The following is a 22,389-nucleotide window of genomic DNA, read 5'->3' as shown; positions in this document are numbered from 1 at the left end:
AGATGTAGTCGGGATGACTATAAAGGTCTTTGTGTCGAAATGACTACGTGTTTTTTAAATCATTGATTTGTATGAATAAAATATCTGGCACGAAAACTGATAAGCCTAAGGCAACTTATCAAAAAAGCTCAGGAGTCACTCTTATGCTTAGCGTCCAGGATCGTGCCATCGTCAAATCCACTGTGCCTCTGCTCGAAAGCGGTGGTGAGGCGCTGATCACGCATTTCTATCGCATGATGCTCTCCGAATACCCCGAAGTCCGTCCGCTGTTCAACCAGGCGCACCAGGCCAGCGGTGATCAACCGCGTGCCTTGGCCAACGGTGTGCTGATGTACGCGCGCCACATCGACCAGCTCGACCAATTGGGCGATCTGGTGGCGAAGATCATCAACAAGCACGTGGCCCTGCAAATCCTGCCGGAGCACTACCCGATTGTCGGCACCTGCTTGCTGCGCGCCATTTCCGAAGTGCTCGGCGATGAGATCGCCACGCCCGAGGTGATGAGTGCGTGGGGGGCGGCGTACGGTCAGTTGGCCGAGATCCTGATCGGCGCCGAAACCGCCATCTACGATCAGAAAGAGCAAGCTGTCGGCGGCTGGCGCGGGGCGCGTGAGTTCATCGTGGCGGCGAAGGTCGAAGAAAGTGCGGAAATCGTTTCCTTCTACTTCGAACCGGCCGACAAAGGCCCGATCCTTGCGGCTGAACCGGGTCAGTACATCGGCATGAAGCTGATCCTCGACGGCGAAGAAGTCCGCCGCAATTATTCGCTGTCGGCGCTGGCGAACAACGGTCAGTACCGCATCAGCGTTAAACGCGAACCGGGTGGTCGCGCCTCCAACCACTTGCACGATCACTTGCACGTCGGCTCGAGCATTCAGCTGTTCCCGCCATCGGGCGAATTCACCCTGACTGCCAGCGATAAACCGCTGGTGTTGATCAGTGGCGGCGTGGGCATCACGCCGACGCTGGCGATGCTCGAAGCGGCGCTGGAGAGCGAGCGGCCGGTGCACTTTATCCACTGCGCGCGCAATGGCAGCGTGCATGCGTTCCGCGACTGGATCGACGGGTTGGCGGCGCGGCATCCGCAACTCAAGCGGTTTTATTGCTATGCCGAAGACGACGGCGTCAGTCCGGCGGCGGACAAGGTCGGGATGTTGACTCAGGAGCAGTTGGGCGAGTGGCTGCCAGCGCAACGGGATGTCGACGCTTACTTTCTTGGGCCGAAGGGTTTTATGGGGGCGATCAAGCGCCATCTGAAAGCGCTGGGCGTGCCGGAGCAGCAGAGCCGGTATGAGTTCTTCGGGCCGGCTGCTGCTTTGGAATAACTCCTGAGACCGAGTCGTCTGCATCGCGGGCAAGCCCGCTCCCACAGGATTTATGTCGTACACAGCATCTGTGAACGATGCCAGACCTGTGGGAGCGGGCTTGCCCGCGATTGGCCGTTATGCGGTCCTGATTATTAAATTCTGTTTAAAGGTTAATCGTTTCTTAACCGGTTTATCGTTTATTCCCCGATGCTGATGATAGGCGCTCGTTCGTTGACCTGATCAGGATCGCCCCATGTCGCACTTCATCTTCGCTCGTCGTTTCAGCTTCGCAGCCATCGGTCTTTCGGCCGCGTTGCTGGCCAGCCCTTTTGCTTTTGCCGAATCTGCCCTGATAAAACCGCAGACCCTGATCGTCGATCAGAGCCTGTCCAAGGCACAGGTAGAAGCCATGGAACTGGCCGCACGGCGCTATGGCAGTTTCTGGAATTCCGGTGAAGAGGCCCTGGCCACGGCAGCCTTGTCGCCGCAATTTGTCGACAAGACACCGCCCGAAGGCCGGGTGCAGGGACCGACCGGACCGTTGCTGGCGTCGAAGTTCTTTCGTACGGCGGTGCCGGACCTGAGCTGCGAGATCGAACAAATGATCATCGCCGGAGACCGCGTGGTGGTGCATCTGCACTTTCGCGGGCACTTCAGCGGCACGTTCAAGGCTCTCAAAGGGCAGGGCCAGCGTGTAGACTTCCGGGCAACCGATATCTATCAGATCGACAACGGTCGCATCGCGGCCAATTGGCATATCGAAGACAACATCAGCCTGATGGCGCAACTGCAAGCGCAGCCGCCGGCCAGCTGAACCATGGACATACAAGGGAAACGCGATGAGCGAGGAAACGATTCGACTGGGACGTGAGCGGCGCTTTCTGGTGCTGCTGGGGATTATCTGCCTGGCACTGATCGGCGGTGCGCTGTACATGCAGATTGTGTTGGGTGAGGCACCGTGTCCGCTGTGCATCCTGCAGCGTTATGCACTGCTGCTGATCGCGCTGTTCGCCTTCGTTGGCGCGGCCATGCGCAGCCGCCGCAGCATCACCGTGTTCGAAGTGCTGGTGGTCATTTGCGCGATTGCCGGCGCCGGTGTTGCCGGGCATCACGTCTACACCCAGTTCTATCCGGCAGTGAGTTGCGGCATTGATGTGCTGCAGCCGATTGTCGATGACCTGCCGCTGGCGAAGATCTTCCCGCTGGGCTTCCAGGTCGACGGTTTCTGCTCGACGCCGTACCCGCCGATTCTCGGTCTGTCGCTGGCGCAATGGGCACTGCTGGCATTCGTGCTGGTGGTGATCCTGGTGCCGCTGCTGACCTCGCGTAACCGAAAAACACTGCGCTGAGTCAACTCTTCGGCGGATTGGCCGATACAGAAAACGCCCCGATTTGCGGATCAGCTCATCGGGGCGTTTTGCATTTCAGAGTGTTTGTGAAATCACCGTGACGAATGGCAAGGATGGGTGCGACAGGTGTGCGACATGTTGTCACACAGAGCGTGTCGCAAGCCGATTGAACGACACGGAATGGCGTAATGTTACAAAAAAGGATTGGTCTGTTTCGGTATTTTTCTGGTTTTGCACGTGTGTGCCAGATCAGGCAGTTTTAACAAGCTCCGGGAGATGGCCAGAGGCCTTTGAATATCGGGCTTTGCGCCGATTCGGTGCTGGGAGAAAGCGTTCAGAGCTGTCTGAACTGAGGTGGATAGACCTACATTTTTTGGTGTTTTTGTTGAGAATTGATTTCGATAAGATGCGGAACTTTTGCAAAAACGGTGATTGATTGTTGCTCTGAGCGATAAAAATTATTTCGGGATAAGACATGGTGTATAGGGCGCTACCTATCTACAATCGCCCGCATTGAATTCCCGGCACTGTTCAACCTTTATTAAGGAACTGGACAGGAAGTCGGGTGTCGAGCAGGCCGAAAGGCTTTTGAGACACCCAGGTGTCGGTGCCTTCCAACTTTCCGCACCAAATGGAATTGGTCTGTAACAAGGCCTTTGACCACGAATTCGAATAAGAACTGACCGCTGTCCCAAGGTTTTGTCGAGCGTCTGACGCGCGACGGGCGGCCCTTATTCAATCCAAAGAAAATGCCAACCCTTGGCAGGGTGAAGTGTTGGCGATCAAAACCCAACTGCATTGCGCAAGCTGCTTTAGAGGTCGTGAGATGAGTAAAAACAGGTACCCCAGATTACTAGGCCTAGTGCCGCTGCTCGGCACGTTGTTGCTGGGAGGCTGCAACATGACCTTGCTCAATCCAACGGGCCAGGTCGGCCTGGAACAGCGCAACCTGATCATCACCGCCACGCTGCTGATGCTGTTGGTCGTTGTGCCGGTTATCGTCATGACCTTCCTGTTCGCCTGGAAGTACCGCGCGTCCAACAAGAACGCCGTGTACACCCCGAAATGGTCGCACTCGACCAAAATCGAAGTGGCAGTCTGGACCATTCCGGTCCTGATCATCATTGCCCTGGGTTACATCACCTACATTTCGACCCACGAACTGGACCCGTATCGTCCAATTCAATCCGACGTCAAGCCAGTGACCATCGAAGTCGTTGCGCTGGACTGGAAGTGGCTGTTCATCTACCCGGAACAAGGCATTGCCACGGTCAACAAGATCGTGTTCCCGGCGCACACGCCAATCAACTTCAAGATCACCTCTGACGCTGTGATGAACTCGTTCTTCATCCCGGGTCTGGGCGGCCAGATCTATGCGATGGCGGGCATGCAGACCAAGCTGCACCTGATCGCTGACCGCAACGCTGAAATGGACGGTATCTCCGCCAACTACAGCGGCGCGGGTTTCACCGGTATGAAATTCAAGGCTATCTCCACCACTCAGGAAGATTTCGACGCCTGGGTAAGTGAAGTCAAGAAGTCACCTAAACAGCTTGATCAAGCTGAATATGCGGCCCTTGCCAAACCGAGCCAGAACAACCCAGTCGAGCTCTACTCCTCGGTCACGCCGAACCAGTTCCAGATCATCGTCGACAAGTACGAAGGTATGAAGCCGGGCAAGCCGCTGAAGCACGAGAAGAAAGAGAAAGAAGTGGCGGCCACGGAAATTGACTCGAGTTCGCATTCAGCTGCCGGGGCAGAGGAGTAAACGATGTTTGGTAAATTAAGTTGGGAAGCAGTCCCATTCCACGAGCCGATCGTGATGGTGACCATCGCCATGATCGCCCTCGGTGGTCTGGCGCTGTTCGCTGCAATCACCTACTTCAAGAAGTGGACCTACTTGTGGACCGAGTGGTTGACCTCGGTCGACCACAAGAAAATCGGCGTGATGTACATCATCGTTGCCATGGTCATGCTGCTGCGCGGTTTTGCCGACGCCATCATGATGCGTACCCAGTTGGCCATGGCCACCGAGGGTTCGCCTGGCTACCTGCCACCTGAACACTATGACCAGATCTTCACCGCTCACGGTGTGATCATGATCATCTTCATGGCGATGCCATTCTTCACCGGCCTGATGAACCTTGCAGTGCCGCTGCAGATCGGCGCGCGTGACGTTGCGTTCCCGTTCCTGAACTCCCTGAGCTTCTGGCTGCTGGTGTCCGGCGTTGTGCTGATCAACCTGTCCCTGGGCGTCGGCGAATTCGCCAAGACCGGTTGGGTTGCCTACCCACCATTGTCGGGTCTGCAATACAGCCCTGGCGTGGGTATGGACTACTACATCTGGGCGCTACAGCTATCCGGGTTAGGTACGACGCTGACGGGGGTTAACTTCCTCGCGACCGTACTGAAAATGCGTACCCCTGGCATGAAACTGATGGACATGCCGATCTTCACCTGGACCTGCACCTGGGCAAACGTTCTGATCGTGGCTTCGTTCCCGATCCTGACCGCGACCCTGGCACTGCTGACCCTTGACCGTTACATGGATTTCCACATTTTCACCAATGAACTTGGTGGCAATCCAATGATGTACGTCAACCTGTTCTGGGCCTGGGGCCACCCTGAGGTTTACATCCTGATCCTGCCGGCATTCGGCATCTTCTCGGAAGTGATCTCGGCGTTCACCGGCAAGAAACTGTTCGGCCACCACTCGATGATCTACGCCTCGGGCGCGATCTCGGTACTGGGCTTCATGGTTTGGCTGCACCACTTCTTCACCATGGGTTCGGGTGCGAGCGTCAACGCCTTCTTCGGTCTGGCGACGATGCTGATTTCCATCCCGACGGGTGTGAAGCTGTTCAACTGGCTGTTCACCATCTATCAGGGCCGTCTGCGCTTCACCAGCCAGGTTATGTGGACCCTGGGCTTCATGGTGACCTTCGCCATCGGCGGCATGACCGGCGTACTGCTGGCCATCCCGGGTGCTGACTTTGTGCTGCACAACAGCCTGTTCGTGATCGCGCACTTCCACAACGTGATCATCGGCGGTGCGGTATTCGGTTACATCGCTGGTTTCGCGTTCTACTTCCCGAAAGCGTTCGGCTTCAAGCTGCACGAAGGCTGGGGTAAAGCAGCGTTCTGGTTCTGGATCTCGGGCTTCTTCGTCGCGTTCATGCCGCTCTATGCACTGGGCTTCATGGGCATGACCCGTCGTCTGAATGCCACCACCAACCCTGAGTGGGTACCGTACCTGTACGTTGCCATGTTCGGTGCGGTGATGATCGCTGTCGGTATTGCCTGCCAGCTGATCCAGCTCTATGTGAGCGTGCGTGACCGTAACAAGCCAGAGAACGTTTGCGATCACGGTGACCCGTGGAATGCACACACCCTGGAATGGTCGACCTCGTCGCCACCTCCGTTCTACAACTTCGCTGTGCTGCCTAAGGCTGACTGCATCGACCCGTTCACCGAAGCCAAGGAAAACGGTACTGCGTACCAGCGTCCGGCCAAGTACGAGCCGATCCACATGCCGAACAACACCGCCACTGGCGTGGTGATGGGCGCACTGTTGACCGTCTTCGGTTTCGCGATGATCTGGCACATCTGGTGGTTGGCGATCGCCAGCCTGGCCGGCACCGTCATCTACTTCGTGATCCACGCTGCACGTGACGACCAGGGCTATATGGTTCCGGTTGAAACGATCGAGCGTATCGAAGCCGAGCAGCACAAGCGTCTGGTCGCGGCAGGGAAGATCCCGGCCGGTGCCACCCGTGTTGAAACCTCGTTGGAACAGGCTTAAACCATGTCGAATTTAGTGACCAATGTTGGACACGCCCATGGTGACCATGGGCACGATGACCATCACCACGACTCGGGCGAGATGACCGTATACGGTTTCTGGCTCTACCTGATGACCGACTGCATTCTGTTTGCGTCGATCTTCGCGGTGTACGCAGTACTGGTAAACAACGTTGCCGGTGGCCCGTCGGGCCACGACATCTTCGAACTGCCATACGTGTTGGGCGAAACCGCTCTGCTGTTGTTCAGTTCGATCACCTACGGCTTCGCCATGCTGGCGTTGTTCAAAGGCAAGAAGCAGCAGGTTCTGGGTTGGTTGTTCATGACCTTCCTGCTGGGCGCCGGCTTTATCGCCATGGAGATCAACGAGTTCCACCTGCTGATCTCCGAGGGCTTCGGTCCTAGCCGTTCGGGCTTCCTGTCCGCGTTCTTCACCCTGGTCGGTACCCACGGTCTGCACGTATCCGCAGGTCTGATCTGGATGGGCATCATGATGTACCAGGTCAACAAGCACGGCCTGACGGCGACCAACAAGACCCGTCTGAGCTGCCTGAGCCTGTTCTGGCACTTCCTGGACGTGGTGTGGATCTGCGTATTCACCGTTGTTTACCTGATGGGGACTCTGTAATGGCTAATGCACACTCCCATGACAGCCATGATGCTGGCCACGGCAGCGTAAAGTCGTACGCCATTGGCTTCATCCTGTCGGTGATCCTGACCGTCATCCCGTTCGGCCTGGTGATGTACCCGAGCCTGCCGAAGGCCACCACGCTGGCAATCGTTCTGCTGTTCGCAGTGATCCAGGTGATCGTTCACCTGTATTACTTCCTGCACCTGGACCGTTCCATTGCTCAGCGTAACAACGTGATTGCATTCGTCTTTACGGCGATCGTGATCCTGCTGCTGGTTGGCCTGTCGCTGTGGATCATGTTCAGCATCCACACGTACATGATGGCGAAGTGAGGTAAGACCCGATGTCGCTCAAGCACTTTATCCAAATCACCAAACCGGGGATCATTTTCGGTAACGTGCTTTCTGTGGCAGGCGGGTTCTTCCTGGCCTCGAAAGGGCATGTCGATCTGGCGGTGTTTCTGGCAGCCATGATCGGCACCTCCCTGGTTGTAGCGTCCGGTTGCGTGTTCAACAACTGCATCGACCGCGACATCGACCTGAAGATGGAACGCACCAAGAACCGGGTGCTGGTGCAGGGCTTGATCTCCCTGAAACTGGCCCTGGTTTACGCGACCATCCTTGGTGTTCTCGGCGTTGCGTTGTTGTACAAGGTAGCCAACCCGTTGGCCGCGCTGTTCGCGGTCATCGGCTTCATCATCTACGTCGGCTTCTACAGCCTGTACCTCAAGCGCAAGTCGGTTCACGGCACGCTGGTGGGCAGTCTGTCGGGCGCCATGCCGCCAGTGATCGGTTACGTCGCCGTAACCAACAGCTTCGACATGGCCGCGCTGACCCTGCTGGTGATGTTCAGCCTGTGGCAGATGCCGCATTCCTACGCCATCGCGATCTTCCGCTTCAACGATTACCTGGCCGCATCGATTCCGGTGCTGCCCGTTAAGCGCGGGATTCAAGTGGCCAAGAAGCACATCCTGCTCTACATCCTGGCGTTCCTCGTAGCGACCTTGATGCTGACCTTCAGCGGTTACGCCGGCATGAGCTACCTCGCCGTTGCCGCGGCCATGGGCATGTACTGGCTGTACATGGCCTGGACCGGCTACAAGGCAGTGGATGACACGGTCTGGGCACGCAAGCTGTTCGTGTTCTCGATCTTCACCATCACTGCGTTGAGCGTCATGATGTCCCTGGACTTCAAGGTGCCCGCAGAGCTGCTGCTGACGTACGCGCCGTAAGGTTTCGAGGCTTCAAGAAAAACCCCGCACATTGAGAGATGTGCGGGGTTTTTTGTTGGGTGGATTATGCTGATTTGATGTGCCGCCAATGGCCGCAACGCAACAAGCGCTTCAGGCAGGCAGGTTGCGGTATCGCCGCAAACCTCCTAGATTTGGATCCAGCCATGTCAGTGATAGCGCCATGCCATTCCCTCGGCGCTCAACTGTTTTACTCCGCGATATTTCACGCATAGATCAAGAGGCTGGGCGAAATGACTGAGAGGATGACCTGTGATGAACGCTTCATTGCCCTGGCCCAAGAGCTGAACTACGACATTTATGGCGAGAACACCGCCGGTGGCAATTACGCGCCGCTGATCCGTCATCATGATGAGCTTTACATCAGCGGTATGGTGCCGCGCACTAACGGCAAGATTCAGTACCCGGGGCGTGTCGGCCTGGAGTTGACCCTCAAGGATGCGCAGGCCGCCGCCAGCATCAGTGCGATGCGCTGCCTGGCGCTGATCGTCGATGCGGTGGGTTCGCTGGACAAGATCAAGGCGTTGTTGCGAGTCACCGTGTACGTGAAGTCGACGCCGGACTTTGTTGACCTTAGCGAAGTGGCCAACGGCGCGTCGGACGTGTTCAGCCATGTGCTCGGCGATGCCGGCCGGCACACGCGCAGCACGGTCGGTGTGTATCAGTTGCCGAAGAACGCGGCGATTGAAGTGGACATGATTGTAGCGTTGCATCCGTCGGCTTGAAGGTGATTTGGCAGCTTGCCCTCACCCTGACCCTCCCGAAACGTCAGACCGCCCGTAGGGAGAGGGGACTGACCGAGGCGTCTTGCGCTATACATCGACCTGAGAGATCGAGGCGATAGCGGATTCCGCACAGCACTTTCATTTCGATGCGTCGCTTCAATATCTCCCGATCGGCTCCCTCTCCCTTGGGAGAGGGCTGGGGTGAGGGGCTGGGATTTACGCCATTCCACTAATGCCCGCCGAAAACCAAAAAGCCCCGCCTGAATCTCAGCGCGGGGCTTTTTCGTACAGCAGCTGTGCTATTACTGCGCGGCGATGCTGTAGCCATCGAACGCGGTCTGCTGTTGCAGCGCGGTGATGATGTTCTTGCGGTTTACCGCCTGCTCAGTGCCGGCGTTGTCGAGGAACGTTTCGCTTTCCAGTTCCGCTTCTTCGCCTTCACCGACGAAGGTGAAACCGAGGAATTCCAGCGCTGCACGGTCAACGTTCAGGCGCGAACGCGGAGTGCGCAACGGCAGCGTTACGCTCATACCGTCCTTGCTGATGGTGAAAATTTCGACTTCTTTCTTCTTGGCCGCTTTGCTCTTGCCACCGCTCGGGTTGCTGATCGCCTGATGAGTCTGGTTCAGCACTTTCAGCGCCAGGCCATAAACGATTTCCTGAAACGCCGGATCGTCCTTGAAGCTGGACAGGATGCGGCCGATCGAGAACTTGCTGCTCAGGTCTTCCAGGGCTGCAATGTCGGCGGCTTCGGCGTCTTTCAGGCGCTTGAGTTCGCCCATCAGCTCGTAGGCCTTGTCGTCATCGAAGCTGTCGTGCGCTTGACGAATCGCGGCGCGCAGTTCGCGGATCTGGTCGCTTTCGCGGGTGGACTGGAATGCATCCAGCACCATCTCGCTGATGATTTTGGCTTGTGGGAGGTGTTGTGAAAGATTGATGGAGTTTTCGTATTCCGCTTTGGACGATTCGGTGACTACGGATTCAGCGGTGTTGAAATCGGACATTGAAATTTCACTACTTTTTTAACTTGAGTGGAGATGAGAAAGCGCGAGGTCTTTTTCAGGCCGGTTAATTTAGGGGAGCGGGGCGGTGTTGTCACGGAACAACAGGCCGGCGGTGCGGATTATTTGTCCGGCGCGTCCGAATTGACCGAGCGCATCATCCACTGTTCAGCGGTTTGCTGATCGGTCGGCAATGAGAAGCGAAAAGTCGCGCCGCGCCCCGCGACATCCAGCAACTGAATCTCGCGCCCGTGCAGTTGCAGGATGCGGTGCACGATACGCAGCCCCAGCCCGCCATCCCGCCGGGCACCACCGATATTGAACGGTCGCAGGAACAGACCTTCGCGCAACTCCGGGGCGATACCGGGGCCGGTGTCGCTTACCGTCACCTCGACCCGTGCGCCATGGGGCTGCAGATCGAATTCGAGTTCGCCGCCCTTGGGTGTATGGCGCAAGGCATTGTCCACCAGGTTGGTCAGCACCCGTTCGATCAACCCGAGATCGGCGCAGACCGTCGGCAGGTTAGGCACGAAATGTGCCTTGAGTTCCACCTGTCGCGCTTCGGCCGTCAGCTCGAATTTCTGGAAGATGTCCTGCACCAGATCGAGCAGGGAAAAACGCTCCGGCACCGGTTGCACGAAACCGTGTTCCAGACGCACCAGTTCCAGCAGCGATTGCGCCAGCCCGCCGACCTTGCGGCTTTGATCGAGGGCGATGCCCAGATAGCGCCGGCGTTCTTCGGGCGAGAGTGTGGCGTCCTTGAGTGACAGGGTTTCCAGATAACCGTGCAACGAGGCCAATGGGGTGCGCAGGTCATGGGAAATGTTTGCCACCAGTTCGCGGCGTTCCTGATCCTGGCGGGTCAGCGAGCGCCATTGTTCACCGAGGCGGTTTTGCATCTGGCGGAAAGCGGCGTCGAGTACGGCGATTTCATCCGGATCGGCGCTTTTATCCACAGGTGCCGAAACAACAGATTGCGGAGCACCGTCGATATCGAAGCGGCTGACGGTTTCCGTCAGGCGCCGTAGTGGCCGGGTGATCAGGTTGAACGCGGTCAGACCGGCAATCAGACACAGCAACGCGACCAGCCCGATCGACAACAGCGCCGTATTGAGCGCGGCGCTGGTGGCGCCGCGTTCGGCGTAGCGGTCGTGTGCTTCGCCAAGCAACACCACGTACAGATAACCGGCGGCCTTGCCGTCGACCTGCAACGGCGCTGCACTGAACACTTTGCGTCCGTCGACGCTGCGCGGGTCATCGCCGAGAATCGGCAGCGGCTGGTCATTGAGCAACTGGCGGATTGGCGCCAGATCGACCTGTTGACGGCGGATCCGGCCTTCCGGTGCCGCATTGCCGACAATCTTGCCCTCGGTATCGAGCAGGTACACCTCGACACTCGGATTCACCAGCATCAACTGGCTGAACAGTTCGCGCACGGCGCCGGGCATCAGCCCGTGGCTGTCCATCAGCACCGTGTCGTGGGCGATGTGTTGTGCCAGATCCCGCGACAGACCTTGCACCACCTCCAGCTCATGCATCTGACTGGAGCGCACCTGCAGCCATGCCGATGTGCCGCAGCACACCAGCAACAGCACGGCGAATACCAGGGACAGGCGCTGCGTCAGGTTCAGTTTCATGGCTGCTCGGTACCGAATTTATAACCGCGGCCCCACACCGTGAGGATACGTGCGGGCTGCGCCGGATCCTTCTCGATCTTCGCCCGCAAGCGGTTGATGTGGGTGTTCACCGTGTGTTCATAACCTTCGTGGCTGTAGCCCCAGACGGCATTGAGCAGGTCCATGCGCGAGAACACTTTGCCCGGCTGGCGGGCGAAGAAATACAGCAGATCGAACTCTCGCGGGGTGAGGTCCAGCCGCTGCCCGTCGAGGCTGACTTCTCGGGTGATCGGATCGATGGACAGGCCGTCGAGGCTCAGGCTGCCGGCGTCCATTTTCAGGTTGCGCGCCATCGCATCGACCCGGCGCAGCAAGGCCTTGACCCGGGCCACCAGTTCCAGCATCGAAAACGGTTTGGCCAGGTAATCGTCGGCGCCCAGCTCCAGGCCAAGAATGCGGTGCAATTCGCTGGAGCGCGCGCTGGTGATGATGATCGGTGTATAGCGCGCCATGGCCCGGGCGCGGCGGCAGATCTCCAGGCCATCGACGCCCGGCAGCATCAGGTCGAGGATCAAGGCATCCCAATGCCCCTGCTGCAACAAGCGCATGCCCTCATCGCCGTCGGCACTGTGAATCACCTCGAATTTTTCGTCGCGCAGGTGCAGGCAGATAAGGTCGGCGATGTGCTGGTCATCCTCGACCACGAGGATGCGTCTGGTCTGTTCCATGAAGCTCAATCCTTCGGCGCAATGCGCGCATTGTGCGGGTTTTCTCTCGGGTGAGTTATCACGAATTCGTTAACTCCCTGTGAGGATTTGGCGATCAACCCAAGCCTAGGCTGTGTTCCGCAAAGGGCATTTGGAATTTTGGGAGACGGCCATGTTTTCACGGCGACAGGTTCTGTTAGCGAGCGGCGGGCTGGGGCTTGCAGCGCTGGTGGCGGGTGTATTGCCAAAATTGTCGACTGGCACTGCACTGGTCAGCGAAGCGCATGCGGATGAAGCATTCGAGGTGAGCCACAGCGACAGTGAATGGCACTCGATCCTCAGTGACGAGCAATACCGGATCCTGCGCAAGGAAGGCACCGAGCGTGCCTACACCAGCCCCCTCAACAATGAACATCGCACGGGCACATTCGCCTGTGCCGGGTGTGATCTGGCGCTGTTTTCATCCGCCACCAAATTCGACAGCCGCACCGGATGGCCGAGTTTCTGGGCGCCGTTGGAGCACGCCGTGGCCACGCGTCAGGACCGCTCCTTCGGCATGTCCCGCGAAGAGGTTCACTGTCGTCGCTGCGGCGGACATCTGGGGCATGTCTTCGATGACGGACCGAAGCCCACCGGCCTGCGTTATTGCATGAACGGGCTGGCGATGACCTTCAAAGCTGTGGTGGCCTGAGCCATGAATCACGGGCGATCTTCACTTCAGACAGGACGGATTTATGTGGCTCTTGGTTCTCGCTTATCTCGGTGGTGTGCTGACGATCGTCAGCCCGTGCATCCTGCCGGTACTGCCTTTTGTCTTCGCTCGCACCGGGCAACCGTTTATCAAGAGTGGCTTGCCGCTATTGGCCGGGATGGCGCTGACCTTCGCGCTCGTCGCCTCGTTGGCGGCGGTGGGCGGCGGCTGGGTGGTGCAAGTCAATCAGTACGGGCGCTGGCTCGCGTTGCTGTTCGTTGCACTGTTCGGGCTGACCTTGCTGCTGCCGGGTGTGGCCGAGCGCCTGACCCGGCCCCTGGTGTCGGCCGGCAATCGTCTGTCGGAGGTCGCCGGGCAGGACAACCGTCCACGTCCCGGCGCGTCGTTTCTGATCGGCGTCGCCACGGGGCTGCTCTGGGCGCCTTGCGCCGGGCCCATTCTGGGACTGATTCTGACCGGCGCCGCGCTGCAAGGGGCAAGCATCGCCACCACGCTGTTGTTGCTCGCCTACGCGGCGGGCGCCGCGACTTCACTGGCGGCCGCGCTGTTGCTGGGCGGTAAGGTGTTTGCGCTGATGAAGCGCTCGATCGGCACGGGGGAGTGGATCCGGCGTGGGTTGGGCGTGGCGATGCTCGCGGGTGTCGCGGCGATTGCGCTGGGCCTCGACACTGGGCTGCTGGCACGGCTGTCGACGGCATCCACTGGCGGGATTGAACAGGCACTGGTCGGCAAATTGTCCGGCAAGTCGGCGTCTGATAACGGAACGATGATGGCGCAGATTCCTGCCATGGGCGGAGCAATGAAAGTTGCCGATAAGGCACCGGGAACACTCCCGGTTGAAGGCCAGTTGCCGCCGCTCAATGGCGCCGTGCAATGGCTCAATTCGCCACCGCTGGACGCCCAGGCATTGAAGGGCAAAGTGGTGCTGGTGGATTTCTGGACTTACTCCTGCATCAATTGCCTGCGCACGCTGCCGTATGTCAAAGCCTGGGCCGAGAAGTACCGCGATCAGGGCCTGGTGGTGATCGGCGTGCACGCCCCGGAGTTCGCCTTCGAGCGTGATGTAGGCAACGTCACCAAAGCCATGAAGGAGTTGGGCATCAACTACCCGGTGGCGATCGATAACGACTACAAGATCTGGCGCGCCTTCAACAATGAATACTGGCCGGCGCATTACTTTGCCGACGCTCAGGGACGCATTCGTTATCACCATTTTGGCGAAGGCGACTACGCCGAGTCGGAACGGGTCATCCAGCAGTTGCTGCGTGAGGCCGGAGCGAAAACCGTGGCCGACGGCTTGATCAACGCCGATGGCAAAGGTGTGCAACAGGCGCCGGACATGAATCAGGTGCTGTCGCCGGAAACCTATGTCGGCTACCAGCGCGCGGAACATTTTGTAGCGCAAAGCGGCCTGGTGCCTGACAAGGTCGCGACCTATAACCCACCGGCCAACCTGACCCTCAATGACTGGAGCCTCGGCGGCCAATGGGTCGTCGGTGCCGAGCGCGCCACCGCCAGCGCACCGGCCAGCCGTATTGTCTACCGCTTTCACGCCCGCGATCTGCACTTGGTGCTGGGGCCGGGCGCGGAGGGCAAACCGGTGCGGTTCAAAGTGTCGATTGACGGTCAGGCGCCGGGTGATACCCACGGTATGGATGTCGCTGCGGATGGCAGCGGCCGCGTGACCGAGCAGCGCCTGTACCAGTTGGTGCGGCAAACCGATGCGGTGAGGGATCGAACTTTCACCATCGAATTTCTTGACCCGGGCGTAGCGGCCTACGCCTTCACCTTCGGCTGATCAGGAGTGCGCAAGATGAAATCTCAAAACAACTGGCGGCGTGGGTTATTGGGCGTCGCGATGGCTGGCGTGATCGGTCAGTGCTCGGCCTTTTCTTTCGGGGCCGAGGACGCGGTGGTCATTCCGCCGCCGGCCCTTGATGAAACCACGCAGGCGCACAGTGAAACCGCAGTGTTTGCCGGTGGTTGCTTCTGGGGCGTGCAAGGGGTTTTTCAACACGTCAAAGGTGTGCAGAAAGCCGTCTCCGGTTACGCCGGTGGTGCCGCGAACACGGCGCAATACGAGCGGGTCAGTGAAGGCGACACCGGTCATGCCGAGTCGGTACAAGTCACCTTCGACCCGACGCAAGTCAGCTACGGCAGCCTGCTGCAGATCTACTTTTCGGTGGCCCACAACCCGACTGAACTCAACCGCCAGGGCCCCGACAGCGGCACGCAATACCGCTCGGCGCTGTTCCCGGTCAACGCCGATCAGCAACGCGTGGCGCAGGCCTATATCGCGCAACTGGATGCGGCGCACGCCTATGGCAAACCCATCGTGACGAAACTGGAAACCTATAACGGCTTCTACCCGGCGGAGGACTATCACCAAGACTTCCTGACGGAGCATCCAAGCTATCCGTACATCGTCATCAACGACATGCCGAAAGTGGCGCAGTTGAAGCAGTTGTTTGCGCAGCGTTATCAGGACAAGCCGGTGTTGGTGAAGGGCGGATCTTGATGTTTCACGTTCTGCCCCCACGTCCGCATCGCAAACTCCACGAACCGCCGCAGCTTCGGCAGGCGATAACGATCCGGGGCATACAGCAGGTGCAACGGGCGGCTGGGAGGCTGGTAGTCGGGGACGACTGTCACCAGTCTGCCGTCGCGCAGGTCCTGTTCCACCAGCGCATCCGGCAGCATCACGATGCCCATACCGGTGCGCGCCGCCTGGTGCAAGCCGGCGGAGGTGTTCATCAGCATCGGTCCGCTGACATCCACCAGAATCTCGCCGTCCGGGCCGCTGAGGCGCCAGCGCTTTTCCACCGATTGCCAGTCATCGCCGGCGGGGTAGGCGAATGACAGACAGTCGTGTTGTTGCAGCTCTTCCGGGGTTTGCGGCATACCGCGTCTGGCAACGTATTCCGGTGATGCGCACACGGTCAGGGTGTAGTCGATCAGCGGCCGCGCGATCAGGTTCGACTGTTCGAAATGCCCCAGCCGAAATGCTACATCCAGACCACTTTCCAGCAGATCCGGGCGGCGGTTGGTCAGCACCACGTCCATTTTCACCAACGGGTATTGCAGGGAAAACTCGCTGAGCGCCGGCGCCAGGCGTTCGACGCCGAAGGTCAGCGGTGCGGTGATGCGCAGCAGGCCACGCGGTTGGTCGAGTGCCTGTTCGGCCAGGCGTTCGGAGTCAGCCACCAGCCCCAATACATCCAGACAACGCTGGTAGTAAACACTGCCAAATTCGGTAAGCCGCTGACGGCGCGTGGTGCGTTGCAGCAGTTGTACGCCGAGCCGTTGCTCCAGCGCCCGCAGGTGATTGCCGACCATGGTCGTTGACATGTCGCACTGCAACGCGGCTGCCGTCATGCTCCCGGCTTCAACGACTTTGACGTAAACGTTCATCGACTGGAACAGGTCCATTATCAAGCCCTGCTTTTAAATGAAAGAAGTTTTGCCGAGTTTATCCAGTTCTGGTGGCTAACCATACTGCAGACACACCGACCTGCACTGGAGTTTGAAATCATGACCGCCGCCCTGATGAACACTTACCAACCGCTGGCCTTGAGTTTCACTAAGGGCCTGGGCACTCGCCTGTGGGATCAGGCCGGTCGTGAATATCTCGATGCCGTCGCTGGCGTGGCGGTGACCAATGTTGGCCATTCGCATCCGCGCATTGTCGCTGCCATCAGCGAGCAGGCAGGGCTGCTGTTGCACACGTCGAACCTGTACAGCATCGACTGGCAGCAGCAACTGGCCAAGCGGCTGACCGGGTTGTCGGGGATGGATCGGGCGTTCTTCAACAACTCCGGTGCTGAAGCCAACGAAACCGCATTGAAACTGGCGCGTTTGTACGGCTGGCGCAAAGGCATCGAACAGCCGCTGGTGGTGGTCATGGCCAACGCGTTTCATGGCCGCACGCTGGGCACCTTGTCCGCCAGCGATGGCCCGGCGGTGCGCTTGGGCTTCAACGAACTTCCGGGGAATTTCATCAAAGTGCCGTTCGGTGATCTGGTGGCGCTGGAGCAGGTACAGCAAAAGCATGGCGAGCGGATCGTTGCGATTCTCGTCGAGCCGATTCAAGGCGAAAGCGGCGTACAACTGGCTCCACCCGGTTACCTGAAAGCCCTGCGTGACCTGTGCAGCCGGCGCGCCTGGCTGCTGATGCTCGACGAAATCCAGACTGGCATCGGCCGCACCGGCCGGTGGTTCGCGTTCCAGCATGAAGACATCGTTCCGGATGTGATGACCCTGGCCAAGGGACTGGGCAATGGCGTACCGATCGGCGCCTGCCTGGCACGGGGCAAGGCGGCGGATCTGTTCACGCCCGGCAGTCATGGCAGTACGTTCGGTGGCAATCCGCTGGCTTGCCGGGTCGGTTGCACGGTGCTGGATATCATCGAAGAACAGGGGCTGCTGGAAAACGCGCGGATTCAGGGGGATCGCCTGTTGACTCGCCTGCGCGCAGAACTGGCAGACAATCCCAATGTACTGGCGATTCGTGGGCAGGGCTTGATGATCGGTATCGAGTTGAAACAGCCGGTGCGTGATCTGACGCTGATTGCCGCACGGGATCATGGGTTGCTGATCAACGTTACGCGTGGCAAGACGATACGGCTGCTGCCACCGCTGACGATTGATGAGCGCGAGGTGGGGATGATTGTCAGAGGTGTGGGGCTTGCTGTAACCGCGCACTGACAGGCAACCGATGACACCTGTGGGAGCGAGCCTGCTCGCGATGGCGGTGGGGCAGTCGATACTTATATTGAATGATCAATCGCATGCGCGAGCAGGCTCGCCCACATTGGAAAAATGCGTGGCGCTAATCAGGATAATCCGTCAACTCCGGCGCCAGCATCCGCGTCTTCACCGCCCCATTTGAATTGTGCTGAATGATCTCGCTCGGCTGCCCCTGTTCATTGAAAAACACCTGCCCGATCCCCGCCGAATTCCACAAGCGTTCACCGGCCTCTGCATGTTCGGGCCTGTACGGCACGATGCGCATGCGTCGGCGTTTGGTAAACCAGTTGAGTGGCGAGCGCGGCGAGTAGAGCCAGCGATTGAGCCGGTCGAACCACTCCAGCAAGGTTTTCGGAAACTCGTTCTTGATCCCGCTGCTGGTGATCTGCCAGATCCGTGGACCGGCCTTGCGGTGTCGGATCAGCACTTCGTAGACGAAGGAATAATGCACATCGCCCGACAGCACCACGTAGTTACCGGGGGTACGCGAGTGTCGGAAAATATTCAGGATCACCTGTGCGGCGCCGCGATGGGCCATCCAGTTTTCCGCGTCCACCAGCAGCGGGTAACCGCACCAGCTGAACAGCTTCTGCACGGTTTCAATCAGCTTCACGCCGAAGATCGGCGCCGGTGAAACGATGATCGCCGACGGGTGATCGAGCAACGCCTGCTGCAACTCGCTCAAGGCTTCCCAGTCGAGCAAGCCCGACGGTTGCTTGAGCGCCATTTCACTGCGCCAGCGGCGGGTGCGGGTGTCGATGACCAGCAGCGCCGGACTGCTCGGCAATACGAAATGCCAATTCTGAAAACGCAGCAGGTCATCAATCAGCGCGTCCTGTACCGGGCTGTCGAGGTACTGATCATCGCCGCTGGCGCTCAGGCATCGGGTTTTCTCCAGGACATCCTTGAAGGCATCAGGGTTATTGCCCCAGCCCTGGCACAACATATACGCGATCAAGGCGTTACCGATGATGCGTTTGGAGAACGGATGGCCGTAGGCCGTTTCCTCCCATTGCGCGGACAGGTTCCAGTCATCGGTGATGTCGTGATCGTCGAAAATCATCAGGCTTGGCAGGTGCGCTAACGCCCGGGCGACATTGCCCAAGCCGGCCTTGAAGCCAATGATGCGAGTCTGTTCGAGGGTATAGCGCTTGAGCCGTGCAGGCGTCAGTTCGGGCGTTTGCGGATTGATCAGCGTCCAGGCCGTCGGCGACCACACCAGCAAGTACATCGCCATGACCTCGGCGAAGGTCACCAGATGATTGTCGGCACTGCTGCTGGTGAAAATCGGCTTACGCGCGCCACCGAAAAATCGCTCACGCAAGGTCTCGTTGCTTTCCAGCGCCGGTAACAAATCCGCGCGGTGGTAGTAACTGGCCGGGTGTTCGTAAAGCCTGGCGCTGTCGCTGACGACGGCGCCTTCGAGGTGTTCGTCGTACAGGCCAAGGCGTTCGATCAAGGCGTGGATCGCCCGCAGCATCGGGCCGGCAACGTCGTCGGCGTAGACCTGGTCACCGCTCATCATCAACAGTGCCGGGCGTTGTTGCGGATCGGTTTCGTCTGCCAGCAATTGGTCGACACACAGCAAGCCATCGGTTGCCGGATGATGCGGCTTGCGACAGGACCCATGCAGCAGTTGGTCGATCCGCGAGCGCAGGACGAAGTTCGGGCTCGTCGCATCGCCGTACAGCAGATGCGGCGCCCAGTCGGCGATGCCGGATGTGTGGTCGATCAGCAGGTCATAGTCGATTCGCGTATCGCCGGGCAGGGCGCTATCGAGAGGAACATCAATCAGATGAACAAATGCTTTGCGCCCGACAGGAATGACCGTGCATTTCCCGGCGTCGAGAGGGATATCTCCTACACCTTGCAGGCGCAAGGTCAGCGACAGTTGTCGGCTGCCCACCAGCCATAGCACCAGTCGCGTCGGTTCCAGCCGTCGCAGCAGCGGGCCGGCCAAAACGGGAGGCAGCGGATTCAGTTCAGCAAGTGTCGGGGACATTCCGGGGCAAAGCTCAAGGCGCACAAGCCGGCGATGATAGCGCAGCCGGCGCCTTGAACCCTTAAATGAGGCTTAAGACTCGATCTTCTTCAACTTCAGACCGAGCAGGCGCCACGCGGCCTTGTCAGTGTCTTTACCGTCCACTTGTTGAACCGAGCAGTCGAAACCGTAGCTGACGTTGTCGCCCAACATGTTGCGAGCGCTGACGGTGCTGCTGATGGTGTAGGTCTGATCCTTGAACCGCTGGCTGCTCGCGCTCTTCGCACTGGCGATCGCGGTCGACGCGGAAAAGCGCATGGCGCTCTTGATGAAGGGTTCGCAAATCATGAACGCCATCAGGGACCGGTCCGCGTTCGGATGAGTGCCGGCCAATCGGCGCGAAACGGCAAAGTCGTTGTGCACGTTGTCCTTGAAGTCCTTCTCCAGCAGTGACGCGGGCAGGCGTTTGCTGTAGTTCGGCAGAAGGGCGGACTCGGGCGGAGAAGGCTCGTTCTGTGGTTCGCTGGCGACGTAGGTCGCAAGATTGTCGGAATCGGCAGGGGTCGATGCGATCACCGGTACAGGCTCCATTGACCTTTCTACTTCTGGCATGAGTGCTGCCGCGGCGCGCTCTGTTTCGCGGCTATCGGTTTGCGCCGGTGCCACTGGAAACAACGAAAACGTAATCGACAGCACGACCATTGCCACGATGAAACCGCCCGCTGCACCAACGATATTGCCGTAGAAGATATTCCAGCTACCGCGGTTCTTAACCACCCAGCGCCACATGAAACCCCAAGCCGCGACAAACGCCAGAAAACGCAGAAACTCCATTCGATCCTTTCCTTAATACTTCGAAACCTGAAATCAACGCACGCCCGAAGTGAACGCTGACGATGGGCGGCAAGATAGCAAAACAGTCACGCCGTCCGATCATGTGTTGGGGAAATAATTCACCGCAAGCAGCAGCAAGGTCGTCATGCCGGCGGCGAAGCCACACACCGCGCCCAGCAACTGACGCGCAACCGGATGTTCGGGTTGGCGGCGATTGGCAATCCACAACCAAACCCCCGCCAGAACCCCCGCGCTTGTGATGAACACCACCAGACTGCGATTGAGGTTTGGTGTCGCCATCGACGTACCAATGACAGCGCCGTAAATCAGCGTGAACACAATACCGGTCACCACGCTACTTCCGGCGCCAGCAAGGTTGGCAAGTAACAAGTTCCACTCACCCCGTTGTTTCACCACCCACATCCAGGTTCCGGCCATCACTGACAAGCACAACAAAGCATCCATTGGTTTATTCCCGAGTGCGCGATTATTGAGGCGGTTGAGATGCCTCCTGCGAAGTGGACGGCAAGATAGCAAAATAGTAGCTTTGCGCCACTTTCTTCAACAACGTAACGGACTACGCATGCCGATTGTTTCTTCTGTCTCGCGCCTGCTCGGCGCATTCCTCTTCGCCATCGTAATGACCCCGGCGTTTGCCGGCTGGGATGAAACCCCGGAGGTCGCCTGGAAAGGATACCTCTCCGATTGTCAGGGTTTTCAGCAAGTAGTGAACAACGTTCAAAACGGGGTCATGACGACCAGGCAAGCGATGAACCGCGTCGACAGCTTGAATCACACTCTTTACGTCCATCGCGATCACCTCGCGCAGGCAAACCTTGCCTCTCCCGAATATGCCCGTTGCGAAAACGTCATTGCGCAAGCGTTCGAGATCCGGAACAAGGAAGAGGAGGTCCTGGTTGCAGAGCTTCAACAGCAATACTTCAAAGATCAGGCCGAGCACCAGGAGTCTCCGGAATACAAGCGCGCCCGCGCCCTGGGCTTTAGCGACGTCGGCGGACTTGGCAAGCTCAAAGAGCTCGCCGAGGATTCGGAAACGGATGGCGAAGACTACTTGAAGACCCTGATGATCACGGTCGACTGGGGCTGCGGCCGACATTTCCGCGCCGTGCAGTACGTCAAACCCTATGTCATCTACACCGCCCATCCCGATGAGGGCAACTGCGCCATCTATAAAGGGGTGGCGGTGCTGGGCGGAGAAATGGTGGAGAGGGGCGACACCATCGATCAGGAAGCGGTTTTTCAATACGTGGGATGGAAGAAACTGGAAGGGCCAGATGGGTTTCCCATCGACATTCGAGTGGTAAAGGTACTGAAGTAATCCGAAGGGATGTTTCTTCAGATCGCGCGTCTGTTTACAGAATGTCCTTCAAATAACCCTTGAGCGCGAGGAGCGGCTGATCGAGTTGCTCCAGCGATTGCGCCTGACTGAAGTCGGCTGACAACTTGTGCAGCTCACGCCCCAGCGGTTTCTCGACACCGCCCAACGCATTCATCGCCAACCCCAGGCACTCGTTCAGCTTGAATTGGATGGTCTGGATATCACGACGTTTCACCAGCAACTCGAACACGTCTTTCTGGTAATCCCCCATGACCATGTCATCCCGCAGAATCGGGCTCAGGCCCTCTTCCTCATAAGCGAGTTTGAGGGAGAACAGGGCGACGGTTTCCAGTGACGTTTCCATGCAATGAATCCTTTGAGATGTCCTGTT

At 58.7% G+C, this 22,389-nt stretch carries 22 protein-coding genes; 14 read left to right on the top strand and 8 right to left on the bottom strand.

All coding sequences use genetic code 11. The features are described 5' to 3' along the window. Positions 1–143: 143 nt before the first annotated feature. From hmpA to HV782_RS23880, 9 genes are all read left to right on the top strand, one after another. Positions 144–1,325: an NO-inducible flavohemoprotein gene (gene hmpA / locus HV782_RS23920; protein WP_123463183.1), complete on the top strand. Its 1,182-nt coding sequence runs from the start codon at positions 144–146 to the stop codon at positions 1,323–1,325. Between the two features lie 235 nt (positions 1,326–1,560). Then, complete coding sequence (locus HV782_RS23915; protein ID WP_186748525.1) at positions 1,561–2,121, top strand: ester cyclase; 561 nt, start codon at positions 1,561–1,563, stop codon at positions 2,119–2,121. A 25-nt stretch (positions 2,122–2,146) separates the two neighbouring features. Continuing rightward, the gene (locus HV782_RS23910) at positions 2,147–2,656 is read left to right on the top strand and encodes a disulfide bond formation protein B (RefSeq protein ID WP_123463187.1); all 510 of its coding nucleotides are present in this window, start codon (positions 2,147–2,149) and stop codon (positions 2,654–2,656) included. Positions 2,657–3,482: 826 nt separating this feature from the next. After that, complete coding sequence (cyoA, locus tag HV782_RS23905) at positions 3,483–4,424, top strand: ubiquinol oxidase subunit II (RefSeq protein ID WP_007916947.1); 942 nt, start codon at positions 3,483–3,485, stop codon at positions 4,422–4,424. Positions 4,425–4,427: 3 nt separating this feature from the next. Further along, positions 4,428–6,458 carry a cytochrome o ubiquinol oxidase subunit I gene (gene cyoB, locus HV782_RS23900; RefSeq protein WP_103304511.1) on the top strand — a complete coding sequence of 677 codons (2,031 nt, stop codon included), beginning with the start codon at positions 4,428–4,430 and terminating at the stop codon, positions 6,456–6,458. Between the two features lie 3 nt (positions 6,459–6,461). Beyond that, entirely contained in the window at positions 6,462–7,085 is a 624-nt protein-coding gene (gene cyoC, locus HV782_RS23895; protein WP_034156084.1) for a cytochrome o ubiquinol oxidase subunit III, read from the top strand. Further along, entirely contained in the window at positions 7,085–7,420 is a 336-nt protein-coding gene (cyoD, locus tag HV782_RS23890) for a cytochrome o ubiquinol oxidase subunit IV (RefSeq protein WP_128614851.1), read from the top strand. The genes cyoC and cyoD overlap by 1 nt, the downstream gene beginning before the upstream one ends. An 11-nt stretch (positions 7,421–7,431) precedes the next feature. Beyond that, positions 7,432–8,319, top strand: coding sequence for a heme o synthase (cyoE, locus tag HV782_RS23885; protein ID WP_007916939.1), 888 nt, complete (start codon positions 7,432–7,434; stop codon positions 8,317–8,319). A gap of 251 nt (positions 8,320–8,570) precedes the next feature. After that, positions 8,571–9,062, top strand: coding sequence for a RidA family protein (locus tag HV782_RS23880; RefSeq protein WP_123463189.1), 492 nt, complete (start codon positions 8,571–8,573; stop codon positions 9,060–9,062). A 302-nt stretch (positions 9,063–9,364) separates the two neighbouring features. Here the strand turns inward: HV782_RS23880 and HV782_RS23875 are convergent, their stop codons facing one another. The 3 genes from HV782_RS23875 to HV782_RS23865 all read right to left on the bottom strand — a co-directional run bounded on the left by HV782_RS23875 (position 9,365) and on the right by HV782_RS23865 (position 12,407). Then, positions 9,365–10,066 (bottom strand): hypothetical protein, encoded by a 702-nt coding sequence (locus HV782_RS23875; RefSeq protein ID WP_123463191.1) that lies wholly within the window; start codon positions 10,064–10,066, stop codon positions 9,365–9,367. A 119-nt stretch (positions 10,067–10,185) separates the two neighbouring features. Beyond that, a complete protein-coding gene (locus HV782_RS23870) occupies positions 10,186–11,700 on the bottom strand; it encodes a sensor histidine kinase (RefSeq protein WP_186748526.1) in 1,515 nt (504 codons plus the stop codon). Continuing rightward, a complete protein-coding gene (locus tag HV782_RS23865) occupies positions 11,697–12,407 on the bottom strand; it encodes a response regulator transcription factor (protein ID WP_128614853.1) in 711 nt (236 codons plus the stop codon). Before HV782_RS23865 ends, HV782_RS23870 begins: the two co-directional genes overlap by 4 nt. Positions 12,408–12,558: 151 nt before the next feature. Here HV782_RS23865 and msrB point away from each other — a divergent pair, with 151 nt between their 5' ends. The 3 genes from msrB to msrA are packed head-to-tail and all read left to right on the top strand — an operon-like array spanning position 12,559 to position 15,616. Next, on the top strand, positions 12,559–13,077 hold the full coding sequence (msrB, locus tag HV782_RS23860; RefSeq protein ID WP_128614854.1) for a peptide-methionine (R)-S-oxide reductase MsrB: 519 nt from the start codon (positions 12,559–12,561) through the stop codon (positions 13,075–13,077). A 43-nt stretch (positions 13,078–13,120) separates the two neighbouring features. Next, positions 13,121–14,896, top strand: coding sequence for a cytochrome c biogenesis protein DipZ (locus HV782_RS23855; protein ID WP_186748527.1), 1,776 nt, complete (start codon positions 13,121–13,123; stop codon positions 14,894–14,896). Positions 14,897–14,911: 15 nt separating this feature from the next. Continuing rightward, entirely contained in the window at positions 14,912–15,616 is a 705-nt protein-coding gene (gene msrA / locus HV782_RS23850) for a peptide-methionine (S)-S-oxide reductase MsrA (protein ID WP_186748528.1), read from the top strand. Here msrA and HV782_RS23845 read toward each other — a convergent pair. Further along, positions 15,580–16,527, bottom strand: a complete 948-nt coding sequence (locus HV782_RS23845; protein WP_128614857.1) for a LysR family transcriptional regulator — start codon at positions 16,525–16,527, stop codon at positions 15,580–15,582. The genes msrA and HV782_RS23845 overlap by 37 nt on opposite strands. A 102-nt stretch (positions 16,528–16,629) precedes the next feature. On the opposite strand from HV782_RS23845, the gene HV782_RS23840 reads away from it, so the two are divergent. Continuing rightward, positions 16,630–17,802, top strand: coding sequence for an aspartate aminotransferase family protein (locus HV782_RS23840; protein WP_186748529.1), 1,173 nt, complete (start codon positions 16,630–16,632; stop codon positions 17,800–17,802). 124 nt (positions 17,803–17,926) lie between these two features. On the opposite strand, the gene HV782_RS23835 is transcribed toward HV782_RS23840, so the two are convergent. The 3 genes from HV782_RS23835 to HV782_RS23825 all read right to left on the bottom strand — a co-directional run bounded on the left by HV782_RS23835 (position 17,927) and on the right by HV782_RS23825 (position 21,124). After that, on the bottom strand, positions 17,927–19,846 hold the full coding sequence (locus HV782_RS23835) for an alkaline phosphatase D family protein (protein ID WP_186748530.1): 1,920 nt from the start codon (positions 19,844–19,846) through the stop codon (positions 17,927–17,929). A gap of 72 nt (positions 19,847–19,918) precedes the next feature. After that, positions 19,919–20,659, bottom strand: coding sequence for a hypothetical protein (locus HV782_RS23830; RefSeq protein ID WP_186748531.1), 741 nt, complete (start codon positions 20,657–20,659; stop codon positions 19,919–19,921). A gap of 99 nt (positions 20,660–20,758) precedes the next feature. After that, the gene (locus HV782_RS23825) at positions 20,759–21,124 is read right to left on the bottom strand and encodes a hypothetical protein (RefSeq protein WP_123463202.1); all 366 of its coding nucleotides are present in this window, start codon (positions 21,122–21,124) and stop codon (positions 20,759–20,761) included. Positions 21,125–21,242: 118 nt separating this feature from the next. Here HV782_RS23825 and HV782_RS23820 point away from each other — a divergent pair, with 118 nt between their 5' ends. After that, positions 21,243–21,998, top strand: a complete 756-nt coding sequence (locus HV782_RS23820) for a hypothetical protein (RefSeq protein ID WP_128614993.1) — start codon at positions 21,243–21,245, stop codon at positions 21,996–21,998. Positions 21,999–22,032: 34 nt separating this feature from the next. On the opposite strand, the gene HV782_RS23815 is transcribed toward HV782_RS23820, so the two are convergent. Then, on the bottom strand, positions 22,033–22,362 hold the full coding sequence (locus tag HV782_RS23815) for a hypothetical protein (RefSeq protein WP_128614992.1): 330 nt from the start codon (positions 22,360–22,362) through the stop codon (positions 22,033–22,035). Positions 22,363–22,389 lie beyond the last annotated feature (27 nt).

This window comes from Pseudomonas monsensis, from assembly GCF_014268495.2.
Lineage (GTDB): Bacteria > Pseudomonadota > Gammaproteobacteria > Pseudomonadales > Pseudomonadaceae > Aquipseudomonas > Aquipseudomonas monsensis.
This window is presented reverse-complemented; position numbering and strand designations above follow the sequence as displayed.